Source organism: Pseudomonas sp. St29, from assembly GCF_001547915.1.
Taxonomy (GTDB): Bacteria; Pseudomonadota; Gammaproteobacteria; order Pseudomonadales; family Pseudomonadaceae; genus Aquipseudomonas.
Genome location: NZ_AP014628.1, coordinates 4,939,605 through 4,954,892, shown reverse-complemented (window position 1 = coordinate 4,954,892; position 15,288 = coordinate 4,939,605). Strand labels below are relative to the sequence as shown.

14 protein-coding genes are annotated in these 15,288 nt (G+C 61.3%); 3 read left to right on the top strand and 11 right to left on the bottom strand.

All coding sequences use genetic code 11. The features are described 5' to 3' along the window. Positions 1 to 16 precede the first annotated feature (16 nt). Positions 17 to 1,084, bottom strand: a complete 1,068-nt coding sequence (locus tag PST29_RS21780) for an ABC transporter substrate-binding protein (protein WP_016963880.1) — start codon at positions 1,082 to 1,084, stop codon at positions 17 to 19. A 363-nt stretch (positions 1,085 to 1,447) separates the two neighbouring features. Between PST29_RS21780 and PST29_RS21775 the strand changes: the two genes are divergently transcribed. Further along, on the top strand, positions 1,448 to 2,161 hold the full coding sequence (locus PST29_RS21775) for a UTRA domain-containing protein (protein ID WP_060844334.1): 714 nt from the start codon (positions 1,448 to 1,450) through the stop codon (positions 2,159 to 2,161). Positions 2,162 to 2,200: 39 nt separating this feature from the next. Here PST29_RS21775 and PST29_RS21770 read toward each other — a convergent pair whose 3' ends face one another. From PST29_RS21770 to minC, 8 genes are all read right to left on the bottom strand, one after another. Then, positions 2,201 to 4,357 carry a mechanosensitive ion channel family protein gene (locus tag PST29_RS21770; RefSeq protein ID WP_060844333.1) on the bottom strand — a complete coding sequence of 719 codons (2,157 nt, stop codon included), beginning with the start codon at positions 4,355 to 4,357 and terminating at the stop codon, positions 2,201 to 2,203. 79 nt (positions 4,358 to 4,436) lie between these two features. Continuing rightward, on the bottom strand, positions 4,437 to 4,643 hold the full coding sequence (locus tag PST29_RS31965; RefSeq protein WP_129406377.1) for a hypothetical protein: 207 nt from the start codon (positions 4,641 to 4,643) through the stop codon (positions 4,437 to 4,439). An 81-nt stretch (positions 4,644 to 4,724) separates the two neighbouring features. After that, the gene (locus tag PST29_RS21765) at positions 4,725 to 6,014 is read right to left on the bottom strand and encodes a M18 family aminopeptidase (RefSeq protein ID WP_016963877.1); all 1,290 of its coding nucleotides are present in this window, start codon (positions 6,012 to 6,014) and stop codon (positions 4,725 to 4,727) included. 99 nt (positions 6,015 to 6,113) lie between these two features. Next, positions 6,114 to 7,226 (bottom strand): hypothetical protein, encoded by a 1,113-nt coding sequence (locus PST29_RS21760; protein ID WP_060844332.1) that lies wholly within the window; start codon positions 7,224 to 7,226, stop codon positions 6,114 to 6,116. 44 nt (positions 7,227 to 7,270) lie between these two features. Further along, on the bottom strand, positions 7,271 to 7,906 hold the full coding sequence (locus PST29_RS21755; RefSeq protein ID WP_060840505.1) for an RluA family pseudouridine synthase: 636 nt from the start codon (positions 7,904 to 7,906) through the stop codon (positions 7,271 to 7,273). A gap of 91 nt (positions 7,907 to 7,997) precedes the next feature. After that, positions 7,998 to 8,252 carry a cell division topological specificity factor MinE gene (gene minE, locus PST29_RS21750; RefSeq protein ID WP_007898843.1) on the bottom strand — a complete coding sequence of 85 codons (255 nt, stop codon included), beginning with the start codon at positions 8,250 to 8,252 and terminating at the stop codon, positions 7,998 to 8,000. Continuing rightward, positions 8,252 to 9,064 (bottom strand): septum site-determining protein MinD, encoded by an 813-nt coding sequence (minD, locus tag PST29_RS21745; RefSeq protein WP_011062650.1) that lies wholly within the window; start codon positions 9,062 to 9,064, stop codon positions 8,252 to 8,254. Before minD ends, minE begins: the two co-directional genes overlap by 1 nt. Before the next feature lie 200 nt (positions 9,065 to 9,264). Next, positions 9,265 to 10,002 (bottom strand): septum site-determining protein MinC, encoded by a 738-nt coding sequence (gene minC, locus PST29_RS21740; protein WP_060840504.1) that lies wholly within the window; start codon positions 10,000 to 10,002, stop codon positions 9,265 to 9,267. 122 nt (positions 10,003 to 10,124) lie between these two features. Between minC and PST29_RS21735 the strand changes: the two genes are divergently transcribed. Together PST29_RS21735 and PST29_RS21730 are read left to right on the top strand one after the other, a co-directional pair. Further along, the gene (locus tag PST29_RS21735) at positions 10,125 to 11,057 is read left to right on the top strand and encodes a lipid A biosynthesis lauroyl acyltransferase (RefSeq protein ID WP_060844331.1); all 933 of its coding nucleotides are present in this window, start codon (positions 10,125 to 10,127) and stop codon (positions 11,055 to 11,057) included. 49 nt (positions 11,058 to 11,106) lie between these two features. Then, a complete protein-coding gene (locus PST29_RS21730) occupies positions 11,107 to 12,300 on the top strand; it encodes a patatin-like phospholipase family protein (protein ID WP_060844330.1) in 1,194 nt (397 codons plus the stop codon). An 85-nt stretch (positions 12,301 to 12,385) separates the two neighbouring features. On the opposite strand, the gene PST29_RS21725 is transcribed toward PST29_RS21730, so the two are convergent. Together PST29_RS21725 and PST29_RS21720 are read right to left on the bottom strand one after the other, a co-directional pair. Next, positions 12,386 to 13,171 (bottom strand): outer membrane protein OmpK, encoded by a 786-nt coding sequence (locus PST29_RS21725; protein ID WP_060844329.1) that lies wholly within the window; start codon positions 13,169 to 13,171, stop codon positions 12,386 to 12,388. A gap of 637 nt (positions 13,172 to 13,808) precedes the next feature. Continuing rightward, positions 13,809 to 15,167, bottom strand: a complete 1,359-nt coding sequence (locus tag PST29_RS21720) for a nucleobase:cation symporter-2 family protein (protein ID WP_060844328.1) — start codon at positions 15,165 to 15,167, stop codon at positions 13,809 to 13,811. Positions 15,168 to 15,288 lie beyond the last annotated feature (121 nt).

Genomic DNA, 15,288 nt, shown 5'->3' with positions numbered 1-15,288 from the left:
TACGACTGATGCAGCGTTACGGCATGTTGATGATCACTTCTTCCTGCCACTTCTGCGGCAGGGCCTTGGAGGTTTTCTCCCAGGCATCGGCGTCCTTGATCGGAGTCACGTGCTTGTACTGTTCGTTGGGCAGCAGGTTGGCCTGCACGTCCGCCGGCAGGGTCAGGTGTTCGGCGCGGATCGGCCGGGCATTGCCGCGAGCCAGGTTGGTCTGGCCGGCATCGCTGAAGATGTATTCGCGGGTCAGCTTGGCGGCGTTGGGGTGCTTGGCGTACTTGTTGATGATGGTGGTGTAGCCGGAGATCACCGAGCCATCGGACGGGATCAGTACTTCGTAGTCGTCCTTGTTGACCATCTTGTTGCGGTAGCTCAGGCCGTTGAAGTCCCAGACCACGCCGACTTCCACTTCACCCTTTTCCATGGTGGCGATGGTCGGGTTGGCCAGGGACAGGCGACCCTGCTTGGCGATCTCGGCGAACATCAGCAGCGCCGGCTGGATGTTCTTCTCGTCGCCGCCCTTGGCGATGGCCGCTGCCAGTACGCCGTTGGCGGCCTGGGCGGCGGTGCTCACGTCACCGATGGAAACCTTGTACTTGCCTTTTTCCAGGTCGGCCCAGCTCTTGGGTGCTTCGGAACCGTGCAGCAGCTTCTTGTTGATGATGAAGGCGATGGTGCCGGTGTAGGCCAGCGCCCAATTGCCGTCCTTGTCCTTGGCCCAGTCCGGGACCTGGGCCCAGGTGCTCGGCTTGTAAGGCTGGGCCACACCCTGCTTGACCGCGATCGGACCAAAGGCTGCGCCAACGTCGCCGATGTCGGCGCTGGCGTTGTCTTTCTCGGCGGCGAACTTGGCGATCTCCTGGGCCGAGCTCATGTCGGTGTCGATGTGCTTGAGGCCGTAGGTTTTCGCCAGGTCCTCCCAGGTGCCTTTCCAGTTGGCCCAGTCATCGGGCATGCCGACGCTGTTGACCGCGCCTTCTGCTTTCGCAGCGGCTTCCAGGGTTTTCAAATCGTTGTCAGCAGCCATGGCGGCGGTGCACAAGGCAATGGTCGAGCCTAACAGTGATGCCAGGAAAAGCTGTTTCATCCGAAGCTCCTTTGGGCGTGTTCAACGCTGCGTTGTTATCGACGGTCTTGCGGTGGGTTGGTCTAGGTCAGCAATACCTGAGCCAATTTAGGCGTGTTGGATGACACTTTAATGTCGGTGCCAACGGTCGGCGCATGGATTCGGGCGCAGGTCCGGCGCTGCGAAATAAGCGTAGACCATGCCAAAACACCCGTTCTGCAAGGTTCTGGCGGGTAATTTGCAGGTTCGCCAGGGGCCCGCTCGGCGGCTTTGTCATCTCTCAGTCATATGCATTGCCTAGGCTTTGGACACGGCTGCAGAGCGCTGTCCCGGCCAATGCGCTGCCCTGAAACAGTGCTGGTCTAGTCCAGATAGGTAACGTTGATGCGTATTGATGCAACCAAAGCGGTGACAGCCATCGGCCAGGTCCTGCAGGAGCAGATCGCCCACGGTCTGTTGGCACCCGGCAGCAAGCTGCCGGCCGAGCGCAAGCTCAGCGAGTTGTTCGCCACCACCCGCATCACCGTGCGCGAGGCCCTGCTGCAATTGGAGGCCCAGGGGCAGATCTACCGCGAGGAGCGCCGTGGCTGGTTTGTTTCGCCGCCGCGGCTGGCCTACAACCTGATGCAGCGCAGTCATTTCCACGCCATGGTCAGTGCCCAGGGGCGAGTGCCTTCCACTGAGGTGATCTCGGCGCGCCTGCAACCGGCTTCGGCGGCGGTCTGCGCCTGGCTGCAATTACCGGCGCTGTCCAGCGTGATCCAGATCTGCCGGGCGCGGCGCATCGATGAGCGGCTGGTGCTGTATGTGGAGCACTACCTGAACCCCAAGTACTTTCCACACATTCTCGACCTGGATTTGAACCAGTCGATCACCGAGCTCTATGCCCGGCATTACGACCTGCATTACGGGCGGGTGCGCTTCGAGATCGTGCCCACCTCATTGCAGCCGGAAGCGGCGGCGGCCTTGAAGGTGTCGGTGGGCAGCCCCGGGCTGCGCATCGCCCGGGTCAACTATGACCAGCACGAGCGGCTGATCGATTGTGATCTGGAGTTCTGGCGGCATGATGCGATTCATGTCGGTGTCGACGTTCTTTAGATGCCGGTGCCGTTCGCCGGCAAGCCGGCTCCTACAGGGTCATTGTTTTTCCGGGGCGCTGCCGGGGGTGATCACCTGGATGCTCATGCGCGGGGTGGCCAGGTCAAGTCCGGCTTCGTCCAGGTGGCGCTTGAGGGACAGGTTGAACGCTCGGGACACTTCCCACTGTTTGATCGGTGCGGTCTTGAAGCGGGCCCGGAGGATGGCGCTGCCGGACTCGAAGCTTTCAACGCCCTGAATCTCCAGCGGTGACCAGATATTGCGCCGTTGCAACGGGTCGGTGCGCATCTTCTGGCCGACATCGCGCATCAGCTTGATCGCGTCGTCGATCTCCATGTTGTAGGGAATCGCCACGCGGAAGATCGCGTAGCCGAACTCCCGGGAGTAGTTCTTGATGCTCTTGATTTCGCTGAACGGGATGGTATGCACGATGCCGTCGATGTCCCGCAGGCGCACGGTGCGGATAGTCAGGCCCTCGACGGTGCCCAGGTGGCCGCCGACATCCACGTAGTCGTCGATGGCCAGGGAGTCCTCGATGATGATGAACAGGCCGGTGATCAGGTCCGCCACCAGCGACTGGGCGCCGAAACCGATGGCCAGACCGATGACGCCGGCACCGGCCAGCAGCGGCGTGACGTTCATGCCCATGTTGGCCAGGGCGACGATGGTGGCAATGATGAAGATCGCCACGAACAGCACGTTGCGGATCAGCGGCATCATGGTTTGCGCGCGGGCATTGGCCAGGCCCTTGCGCGAGCGGGTCAGGGCGTGATGCACCGCGGTGTCGCTCAAGATCCAGATCAGCCAGGCGAAGATCAGGGTGCCGGCGAGGCTGAACAGCTTGACGCTGACTTCATGGCCGTCGCCTTCGGTGAAGCGGATCAGCGACATGCCCCAGACCCGCAGGCCCAGTTCGATGAAGGCCAGCCATACCGCCAGGTGGGCCAGGGTATAGAAGAAGCTTTTCAGTCGTTCGGAATACAGCGCATGGCGTTTGTGCCCACGCTGGGGCTTGAGGGCATGGCGCCGCACCAGGCCGTTGATCACCATGCACAGCACCAGCAGCACCGTGCACAGCAGGGACTGGCGCAGGGCGGTGCTGGTGTCGCCGGCGGACACGAAGGTGGCGAACAGGGAAATCCCGACCAGCACCAGGGCCGGCAGATACCAGAAGGTGCCGATGATTTCGATGGTGTCGCTCAGGGCCCGGCGGGTCAGGCGCCGGGACAACGGTTGGTTGCGGATCAGGTGGGCGATTGGCCGGCGGAAACGCAGGATGAACACCCCGGTGGACAGCGCCGCCATCACATTGGCGAAGGTCGCCGCGGTATGGGCCAGGTGCTGGCCGAGGCTGGCCACCATGCGCGGGTCGCTCAGGGCTTCGCCAAAGGCGGCGAAACTGCCGATCCACCACAGCGGGCGGAAGGCCTGGCGGCGCAGGATGTACAGCGCGCGATGGCGGTGCGGGCCATCAAGCACGGAGAACGCCACCACGCAGATCGCCGAGAAACAGGTGCCTACCACCAGCGCGTAGGCCAGGACCATGGCCAGGTCCTTGCCCAGGGAAGAAGGCAGGGAATAGGTCATGTAGACGGTGATCAGCAGGGCGATCAGCCAGGGGCCGAGCTTGCGCAGGGCGAAACGCAGCAAGTCCCAGGTCTTCGGATGCTGGGGCAGTTCGTCGGTGAGGCCAAAACGCAGGCGCACCCGGTGACTGAGCCAGATCAACGCCGCCGCCAACAGGCTCCAGACCATGAGGATCAGGGCAAAGGCAAAGATGATCGGCAGCCATTGGCTGGCCGGCAGCATCAGCGCTGCCAGTTCTTCCTGGGCCAGATCGAACTCGTCGGTCCAGCGGTTGACCGGACTGTCGGCACCTGAGAACTGCTTCTCAAGGCTGCTCAGGGTGCCGCCGATCAAGCCCAGTACGCCTTCCTCGGGGGTGGGCTGAGCTTTTTTCGTGGCGTCCCGGAGCTTCTTCAGGTCCGCCAGCAGCTTGGCCCGTTGCTGGTCGTTCTCCAGGGACTTGATCACCTCGTCCAGGGATTGTCCCAGGGGTTCCTCGGCCTGGGGCTGTGCCTTGGTCTGGCTGCCCAGCAGGCCAGGCAGGCCCACCGCCTGGGCGCTGCTCAGCGGCAGCAGGGTCAGCAGGCAGACAAGTGCATAGCAGGGCAGGGCGAAAAGACGAGCAAACACTGGGCGGTCAACCTCGCAGGCAAAAGGATCGACCGAGTGTACGAGGCCACCAAATTCAATGCGAGGGCAGGCGCTGCATTTATTCCGCGAGCTTGGCCAGGATCTTGTAGACCACGGTGCCGAGAATCAGCAGCATGCCGATCCACATGCTGAACACCCCGAGGTTCTTGTCCCGGAAGTTGAAGCCGATGGCCAACAGGATCATGCCCGTGAGAATCGGGATGAGCATGGAATGGAACGAAGACATCGAGATCATGGCGACGGCCTTGTCTGAAGAGGTACTCATGAGTCTAGGTCGCTTTGTCGCGACCTGGGTTGATGTGTATCAGAAGCCGGCGGGCGTGGAGGTCCACGCCCGCCGCATGCCTTACGGCAGTTCGCGGCTGGCGTAGAAGGCGCTCAGCACTTTCACCAGGTGGGCCAGGTCATGGCTGCCGCACAGTTCGCGGATCGAATGCATGGCGAAAGTCGGCAGGCCGATATCCACGGTGCGCACCCCCAGGTGGCTGGCGGTGATCGGGCCGATGGTCGAGCCGCAGCCCATGTCGCTGCGCACCACGAAGCTCTGCACCGGCACTTCTTCGGCCATGCACAGGTGGCGGAAGAAACCGGCGGTTTCGCTGTTGGTGGCGTAACGCTGATTGCTGTTGACCTTGATCACCGGGCCGGCATTGAGTTTCGGGCCATGGTTGGCGTCGTGCTTGTCCGCGTAGTTGGGGTGCACGCCGTGGGCATTGTCGGCGGACACCAGCAGCGATTTCTGGATGGTGCGCACGAACTCGTCGCCTTCGGGCAACAGGCGACGCAAGGTCTGTTCGAGCATCGGACCGTCGGCGCCGCAGGCCGAGCAGGAGCCGACTTCCTCGTGGTCGTTGCACACCAGCACGCAGGTTTCTTCGCTGTCGGCGTTCAACAGGGCCTGCAATCCGGCGTAGCAGGACAGCAGGTTGTCCAGGCGCGCACCGGCAATGAAATCGCCATGCAGGCCGATTACCGCAGCGCTCTGGGTGTCATAGAAACTCAACTCGTAGTCCAGCACCACGTCGGCGTTCAGGCCGTGTTCCCGAGCCAGCTGGTCGGTGAGTACCGCACGGAAATCCACGCGCTCGTCGCCGGCGAACTGGGCCAGGATCGGCGGCAGTTCATTTTGTGCATTGATCGCCCAGCCCTGGTTGGCTTCCCGGTTGAGGTGAATGGCCAGGTTGGGAATGATCGCGATCGGTGCCTTGAAATCGATCAGTTGGCTTTCCACCTTGCCATCGCGACGGAAAGTCACGCGGCCGGCCAGGGACAGATCGCGGTCGAACCAGGGCGCCAGCAGCGCGCCGCCGTAGACTTCCACGCCCAGTTGCCAGAAGCCCTGGCGCTGCAGTTCCGGCTGCGGCTTGACCCGCAGGCACGGACTGTCGGTGTGCGCGCCCACCAGGCGGATACCGCCTTGCAACGGCGAGTGCCGTCCCAGCTTGAAGGCGACGATGGAGGAGTCGTTACGGGTGACGTAGTAGCGACCGTTGGCCTCGGTGGTCCATGGCTCGCGCTCGTCGAGGCGTTGATAACCGGCCGCTTCCAGACGTTGAACAAGGCTGGCAGTGGCATGGAAAGGGGTAGGGGAGGCCTTGAGGAAGTCGATCAGGCCTTGGTTCAACTCTTCGCGCATAAGTAGCTCCAGACAGCAGTGGCGCGAGTTTAACGTATTGGATCGTGGCGATGGGCAAGAGCGTTTGAAGCTGGTTGCCCATCGACAGCAGAACCCACGTCAGCGGTTCGTTGATGCCAACTGCTCGCGCAGATAATTCAGGATGGCCTCTTGGTCTTCCTGGCTCGTGGGTTTGGGCAACACCTTCGGCCAGGAGCCACTGTCGAGATTGAGCAATCGTTGTTGTTTCTGCGGATCCCAGCGCCCGATCTCCCGGGACGCGTTTTTCCACCACTCGTGCCTGCAGGCCAAGTGGTAAGGATTGCTGGACAGCGCGTTTCCATAATGCAGGTCCCGGGCAATCTTTTTTAATTCACCGTCGAGTTTACGTAGGCGCCACTTAATTTGAAGTTGTTTCCAAAGCGAGGGCTCGGGCACCTGGCGTGGAAGTTCTCGAGATAGCGAGATCAGTTCGCAACGATAGTCTTCGCCGTAAAGTGCGAAAAAGCGCGCCTGCATCGTGTGGAAGAAACGCTTTTTGGCAAAGTAGTGATAGACGTACTTCTTGGTTTCCTGCACGGGCTTGTCACGCATTGCAAATGACAAAGCAATCTGTTCGATCGTGTGGATATCGAACGGGGCCTGAGTCCACTCATCGATATAACCGATGGACTTTTCCAGCAGTGGTGTATCGCTGTTGGTCAGTCCGCACAGACCACTGTTGTAGAGCTTGAAATCGCTGTCAGGCTTTATGCCATGCGTTTGCAGGCATGCACCAAGCTTGAGGTAATTCTGACGCGTACTCACATCTCGCCAATGGTATTCAAACTCATCCATCAAGTAGTGCTGAGGACTGATCTTTTTCAGTAGCTGATGAGGGTTTTTCAGAAAAAGTGTATCGGTGTCTGCGAAAAGGGTTTTTTCCGCGAGTTTAAGTCCGGCGGCCATTGCGCAGGCTTTGCGCCGATGGTGATAGCCGTTCTGGCCTTGCCACTGGTGCAGGATTTCTTCGTTCAAAGTGACGATATCTACCGGCCAGCCAACGTAATCCTGAGGTCGGTCGGTCATTATCCTGATGCACAGCGACTCTCCGTTACTTAACAGGCTAAGTGCTGTGAGGATGCTGAATTTGGCTTCGCGCCGATAAACCTCGTGGTTACCGTAAACCAGGTAGAGCAGTTGCTCTGGAGTTTTTACCAGGGAGTGCGGGGCAAGTGCTGCTATGCACGTCATCGGTCAAGTGTCCTTACTGAGGGCGCGGGCTGATCAGGTTGTTCTCAAAACGGCGCAGGGCAGTCGAAGCGCAGGCGCTCACCGGTCTGGGGGTGGGTGAAGCTGAGCATGCTGGCGTGCAGGCACAGGCGTGGCCAGGCAGCCAGGGCTTGCGGGTGGGCGTAGAGGCCGTCGCCCAGGAGCGGGTGGCCGATGGACAGCATGTGTACCCGCAGTTGGTGGGAGCGTCCGGTGATCGGCGTCAGTTCGACCCGGCACCAGTCGCCGCAGCGCTCCAGCACGCGCCAGAAGGTCAGGGCGTGTTTGCCGAATTCGTGATCCACCACGTGCCGGGGCTTGGTTGGCGGGTCATAACGCAGGGGCAGGTCGATGCTGCCGCTGTCCAGTTCCGGCTGGCCCCAGCACAGGGCGGTGTAGGCTTTTTCGGTTTCCCGGTCATGAAACTGCCGCGACAGCTCGCGATGTGTGTCCGGGTCCCGAGCCAGGAGAATGATTCCGGAGGTTTCCCAGTCCAGTCGGTGGACGATCCGGGCTTCGGGGTAACCGTTTTCCTGCAGACGGGTGATCAGGCAGTCCTTGTTGTCGTCGGCGCGACCAGGGACTGAAAGCAGCAGGGTGGGTTTGTTCACCACCAGGACGGCGGCGTCCTGATGCAGGATGTGGATATTCGACAACGGCATTAAAACAGCCTCGTAACAAACGCCAACGGCGGCTCGCCGACCCCATTCAATGCATGAGGCCTGCGAGCCGCCGTGGCTCCTGGCGGATCAATCAGCGATCAGGCAGGGTGATATTGAGTTCCAGGATCGAGCAGCTGCCCTGGTTTTCCAGAGCGACGTGCACGTCGTCGGACCCGATATTGACGTACTTGCGGATCACTTCCACCAGTTCCTTCTGCAAGGCGGGCAAGTAATCAGGGGTGCTGCGCTGGCCGCGTTCATGCGCCACGATGATCTGTAGACGCTCTTTCGCTACCGACGCGGTGCTGACCTTTTTGCTGGCACGAAAGAAGTCAAAAAGATTCATTATCTACCTCCAAACAGGCGCTCGAAGAATCCCTTCTTCTCGACATCAAGGAACCGATGTTCCACGGTTTTGCCCAGCAGACGATCGACCGCGTCGCTGTAGGCCTGGCCCGCATCGCTCTGGTCGTCGAGAATCACCGGTACGCCCTGGTTGGAAGCCTTGAGTACCGCCTGGGATTCGGGAATCACCCCGAGCAGGGTCACTGCGAGAATTTCTTTGACGTCTTCAACGCCGAGCATTTCGCCATTGCTGACGCGCTCCGGGTTGTAGCGGGTCAGCAGCAGGTGCTCCTTGATCGCATCTTCGCCCTTTTCGGCGCGGCGGGATTTGCTGGCCAGCAGGCCGAGCATGCGGTCGGAGTCACGGACCGAGGACACTTCAGGGTTGGTCACGACGATCGCTTCGTCGGCGAAGTACATGGCCAGGTGCGCGCCTTTCTCGATACCGGCAGGCGAGTCGCAGACCACGAACTCGAAGGTTTCCTTGAGTTCCATCAGGACTTTTTCCACGCCTTCGAGGGTCAGCGCGTCCTTGTCCCGGGTCTGGCTGGCGGCCAGCACGTAGAGGTTTTCCAGGCGCTTGTCTTTGATCAGGGCTTGCTGCAGGTTGGCTTCGCCGTTCACCACGTTGACGAAGTCATACACCACGCGACGCTCGCAGCCCATGATCAGGTCGAGGTTACGCAGGCCGACGTCGAAGTCGACGATGACTGTTTTGTGACCACGCAGAGCGAGGCCGGTACCGATAGCGGCGCTGGTGGTGGTTTTACCCACGCCACCCTTGCCGGATGTAACCACGAGAATCTTGGCCAAGGTGTTTCACCCCTAAGGAAAAAGGACTTTTAGCCCCTGAAAAACATCTCTTGAAAACTACTGCAGTCGGACAGCCTTGGCTGGAGCTCGGTCAGCGGCAGGGTTCATCGTCGATAAACACTGCTGATTGCCAATTTCCTACTTCGTTTGAGCCGTAATCGCTACGTTTTAGAGATGCTTGGAAAATGCGGCAGTATCCGTTAAAGACGTGTGATGTTCAACACGTCACCCGACAGGCTGACCTGGACTCCAGAGCCCCATAGCGGGTCGCGTCGCAGGTCCTCGGAAACCTTGTACTGACCGGCGATGGAGATCAGTTCAGCGCTCAATTGCTGACAGAAAATCCGTGCCTTGGTGTCACCTTTGACGCCAGCCAGGGCCCGGCCGCGCATCGGGCCGTATACATGGATATTGCCATCGGCGAGAAGTTCCGCTCCGGGGCTGACCGAGGACACCACCACCAGATCGCCACCCTGGGCATAGATCTGCTGTCCGCCGCGTACTGGCGAAGTGATGATGCGGGTCGGTTTGACCGTAGGCTCCGGCGGCTTTTCCGGCACTTTCTTGATTTCGCTCTCGGGCGGCTCAAGTGGCCGTTCCCGGGCACCGGAAGGCGGTAGCACCGGCAGGTCGACGGCAATCGCCGCGGCAATGTCTTCTATGCGGCTGGCACGAATGGCCAGGGTGCGCAGGCCGTGCTGGCGGCAGACGCGCATCAGCCCGGGCAGATCCACCGAGCCCTCGGCGGCAGGCAGCTTGTCCAGCGCCAGCACCAGCGGCGCGTTGCTGAAGAAGTTCGGGGCCTGGGCGACTTTCGCGGCCAGTTGGCGATCAAGGCCTTCAAGGTCGTTGCGGGCCAGTTCCAGCACCGTGATGGCGAGCATGCTGCCCTTTAACTGGAACACAGGATCTTGGTCTAGCGATTCGGTTTGGCTCATGGTCTGCAGAAGGCGGCTTGTCACTAAAAGTGCCGAGACTTATAACGAGATCGCCCGCGGCCCGCAAGCCAGGGCGAACCGATGTAGAATGCGCGACCTTGTTGTCTGTCCCGGAATCTGTAATGGATCGCCCGCGTTTTCGAGCTGCATTCTTGTCTCCACGTTTCTGGCCTCTGTGGCTGGGACTTGGCGTGTTATGGCTGATCGTCCAGCTGCCTTATCCCGCGCTCCTGCAAATCGGTCGTGCCCTGGGGGCGCTGATGTACCGGGTGGCCGGTGATCGGCGGGCGATCGCCCGGCGCAATCTGGAACTGTGCTTCCCGGAAAAGTCCGCCGCAGAGCGCAAGCGCCTGCTCAAGGAGAACTTCGCGTCCACCGGGATCGCCTTCTTCGAGATGGCCATGAGCTGGTGGTGGTCCAAGCCGCGCCTGGCGCGCCTGGCCCATGTCGAAGGGCTGGAACACCTCAAGCAGGCCCAGCGCGACGGGCATGGGGTGATTCTCATGGCCCTGCACTTCACCACCCTGGAGATCGGCGCGGCGCTGCTGGGCCAGCAGCACACCATTGACGGCATGTATCGCGAACACAAGAACCCGTTGTTCGACTTCATTCAGCGCCGTGGCCGTGAACGGCACAACCTGGACTCTCTGGCCGTCGAGCGTGAGGACGTGCGTGGCATGCTCAAGCTGCTGCGGGCCGGCCGGGCGATCTGGTACGCGCCGGATCAGGACTATGGCATCAAGCAGAGCCTGTTCGTGCCGCTGTTCGGCATCCAGGCCGCGACCGTTACCGCCACCAGCAAGTTCGCGCGTCTGGGCAAGGCCTTGGTGGTGCCTTTCACCCAGGAGCGCCTGGCCGACGGCAGTGGCTACCGCCTGGTGATCCATGCGCCGCTGACGGATTTCCCTGGCGCCACGGAAGAAGAGGATTGCCTGCGGATCAATCAGTGGGTCGAAACGGCGTTGCGCGCCTGCCCCGAGCAGTACCTATGGGCCCATCGGCGCTTCAAGAGCCGGCCGCCGGGCGAGCCCAAGCTCTACACGAAGCGCGGTTGAACTTACGGGTACTGATCGGGACCTTGTGCGCCATGGATGGAGTGAATTGATGAGTGCGGCGGAACCGGTCACCGGTTTGATTCTTTCGGGTGGTGGCGCCCGGGCGGCCTATCAGGTGGGCGTGCTGGCGGCGATTGCCGAGTTGATGGGCCCCGGGGCGCGCAATCCGTTTCCCGTGATTGTCGGCACCTCGGCCGGGGCCATCAATGCCGTCAGCCTGGCCAGTGGCGCCGCGGATTTTTCCGCGGCAATCAAGCGTCTCACAGCGTTCTGGAGCAGCTTTCGCAGTGATCAGGTGATGCGCAGCGATTGGCCCGGGGTGATTCGCCAGGCCAGCCGTTTTGTCGGCCACAGTCTGCTGGGGCTTGGCGCTCAGGTGCCGGTGGCGTTGATCAACAATTCACCGTTGCGTGACCTGCTCAACCAGCACATGCACCTTTCGGGCATCAATCAGGCCATTGCCCAGGGGCAGTTGCACGCGGTGGCGGTAACGGCTTTCGGTTATGAATCCGGACAGGCGGTGACCTTCTATCAAGGGGGCGGGGTCATCAATCCCTGGTTGCGCCACCGGCGGATCGGCATTCCCACCCACCTGACGGTGGACCATCTGCTGGCCAGTGCGGCCATTCCCCTGTTGTTCGCTCCGGTCAAGCTCGACCAGGAATACTTTGGCGATGGCGCGGTGCGCCAGTCGGCGCCCATCAGTCCGGCCTTGCACCTGGGAGCCAGTCGCGTGCTGGTGGTGGGGGTCAGTGGCAACCCGCGGGGCAACGATCCGGACAGCACACTGCAGCGCACGTACACCGGGCAGCAGCCCACCCTGGCGCAGATCGGCGGCCATATGCTCAACAGCACCTTCATTGACAGCCTGGAAAGCGATATCGAGCTGCTGGAGCGACTCAATCATTTCAGTCGCCTGTTGCCGGGCAGCGCGGCGGATCGCAGCCTGGGCATTGCGCCTGTGGAAGTACTGGTGATTGCCCCGAGCCAACCGATCGACGAAATCGCGGCGCGGCACCGGCAGGAGTTGCCGGCGGCGTTGCGCCTGTTCCTGCGTGGACCCGGGGCGACCCGCACCAGCGGTGCCGGGGTCCTGAGTTATCTGCTGTTCGAGGCAGCGTACTGCAGCGAGCTGATAGAGCTGGGCCGCAGTGACGCCCTGGCCAAAGGGGAGGAGTTGGCGCGGTTTCTGGGACTCAAGGGCTTCGCGGGCACGCCCGCTCCTACAGAACCTGCGCCGTAGGAGCGTGCTTGCCCGCGAAGAGCGAGGCACGGGTCAACCGCACGTCGCCCAAAGCTCCGTACGGCATCAGCGGCTCGCCCAACAATCAGAAGTGGTACTTGACCAGCAGGCTGGCAGTGTCCTGGTTGGTCTCGAAGTTGCGCGAATCCTCGATACCGTACTTGTTCTTCCAGTAGTCGTATTCGAAACCGACGTACAACTGTTTGGCGCCCCAGTTCAGGGCCTTGCCCAAGTCATATTTGATCTGTGGGTTGAAGTGCAGGTTGGCGTGGTAAGTGCCCTTGGCGTTCTGGTCGTTGTCCACCACCCAGTCCATGAAACCGTCGATCAGGATGTCCGAGCGGCCCACGGGAATGGTGTAGGACCACACCGGAGTGATCTGCCAGACGTTGTCGCCCGGGCGGCTGCCTTCGGTGTGGCGCTGGTAGAAGTTCAGCTGGAAGTAGTCGAAGCCCGGTACTGCCAGGTCGAAGCCCGGGCCGATCAGGTAGGACTCATTGTCGCCTTCGCCGAATTCGTAAGTGAACGCCAGGAGCACGTCCTTGATCGGGCCGAATTCCAGTTTCTGGTCGAAGATCTTGCCGAACGACAAGCGTGGCGAGAACTCGCCGTAGTAGGTGTCCGGGCCGACGTTGCCGTCTTCCTTGCCGTTGTAGAAGATCCGGTCGAGGAAGAAGAAGTTGTCGCCGTACTTCCAGGCGTCGGCATGTTCGAAGGTCACCGTCTGTTGAATCTGCGGGTTGACCTCGAAGTTCTTGCCGTACAAGTAAGTCAGGCTGTTGTTCTGCCACTGCAACAGGTCGCCAGCCACGGCCTGTCCCCCCACCAGCGCACTGGCGGCCAACATCAGGCTCTTGCACATCGGTTTCATTCGGTTGCTCCCAAGTAGGTAGTTCCACGTTTTTATGGCTCGGCGCTCTGGTATGGCGCCTTTTTTCTTTGCTTTAAAAAACCATCCGATCGGTCAGCTTTGTTGCTGGTAGCAAGAGCTGAGCCAAGGCCGAAAAAAAGCAAAAAAACTCCCGGTCGGCTGTAGCAATACAGTCGAACGAGAGTGTTTCGAGCGTTGATTTCGTGCGCCTCGAGACCTGTCCTGGCCGGGATAAGTTGGCCTTCAGGTCAGGTTTTTCATCCGGACTTTTTTTTAGACCGGATTTGCGCGGCCGCGGAGAATACTGGCTCCCACGGCAGGGCTCAAGTGCTCTGCAACAGCGCACTGGCAGCCACTTTGGGGCAGGCAGACCGCACATCTCAGCGCGTTGTCCGTGCTGAGAGGCGCAGAAACCGCGCGGACGACCCGCCATCAGGGGCGCAGTGGGTGGCCGCAAGTGGGTGAGCGGCGGACAGTTGTCGGGCTGGTGCAGGCTGCATGGCGGGCTCCCTGTTTATTCTTGTTTTCAAGGCGCGGCGTTGTTGGGCAGTGATCGGTGCAGGGCTGGCGAGCACTGCACTCATGCATGAGCGGTGAGGCAGGGATCGGGGCGCCGGTCCGGCGCCCTGGTCAAGCCTTAATGCTGGTGAGCCTGTTCAGCGTTGCTGATGGCGCGCTCGGTGCCCCCGAGAATGTTGAACAGCAGGTTCAGCACCAGGGCGCTCAAGGTCGCCATGGCAATGCCGCTGTGGGTGATGGGGCTCATCCACAGCGGCAGGTGGGCAAAGAACTCCGGGCGCACCACGGGAATCAGGCCCATGCCGATACTCACCGCCACCAGCAGTTGATTGCGCCGGTCGCCAATATCGGCTTCCTGGAGGATCTTGATCCCGGTGGCGGCCACCATGCCGAACATGGCGATGGCTGCGCCGCCCAGTACCGCTGGAGGAATCGAGGCTACCAGGAACGCCGCCTTGGGCAGCAGGCTGAGGATGATCAGCAGGCCGCCGGCAACGATGGTCACGGAACGGCAGCGCACCCCGGTCATCTGCACCAGGCCGATGTTCTGGGCGAACGAAGAGTGGGTGAAGGTGTTGAGGAAACCGGCGAAGAACGAGGCGCCGGCATCACACAGCAGGCCACGGCGCAGCATGCGCGGGGTGACCTCCTGGCCGGTGATCTTGCCCAGGGCCAGGAACATCCCGGTGGATTCGACAAAGATGATCACCACCACCAGGCACATGGACAGGATGGGCGCCAGGTGGAACTGCGGCATGCCGAAGTGCAGCGGGGTGACGACCTGCAGCCAGGGCGCCTGGGCCATGCCGCTGAGGTCGACCATGCCGATCATGCCGCACAGCACGTAGCCAAGGCCCATGCCGATCAGCACGGAAATGTTCACCCAGAAACCACGCATGAAACGATGGATCAGCAGGATGGTGCCCAGCACCAGTGCAGCGATGGTCAGGTAGATGGGCGAACCGAACTGCGCGGTACTGCTGCCACCGCCGGCCCAGTTCACCGCCACCGGAAACAGTGACAGGCCGATCGAGGTGATCACCGTGCCGGTGACCAGGGGCGGGAAGAAGCGCACCACCTTGGACATGAACGGCGCAATCAGCATGCCGAAGAAGCCTGCGGCGATGGTGGCGCCAAAGATGCCCTGCATGCCGATGCCGGGCATGCCGGCCATGGCCACCATGCTGCCTACGGCGGCAAAACTGGCGCCCATCATCACCGGCATGCGAATGCCCATGGGGCCGATGCCCATCGACTGGACGATGGTGGCGATTCCGGCCACCAGCAGGTCGGCATTGATCAGGAAGGCGATTTCTTCACGACTCAGGCCCGCGGCCTGTCCGATGATCAGCGGCACCGCAATTGCACCGCCATACATCAGCAGAACGTGTTGCAGCCCCACCAGGATCAGTTGCAGGAAAGGCAAGCGCACAATGGCGGGCGCGGCGGGGACGCACTGTTCGGATGAATCGGACATGCAACACCTCGAATCTTTTTATTCTTGTGATTTAACCGCTGCGTCTTGGTGCGCAACGGGTTTGCCGCGGACGAATCTTGGACGGCTGACGGCAATCAAGCCCGCCCCTACAGATGAATCC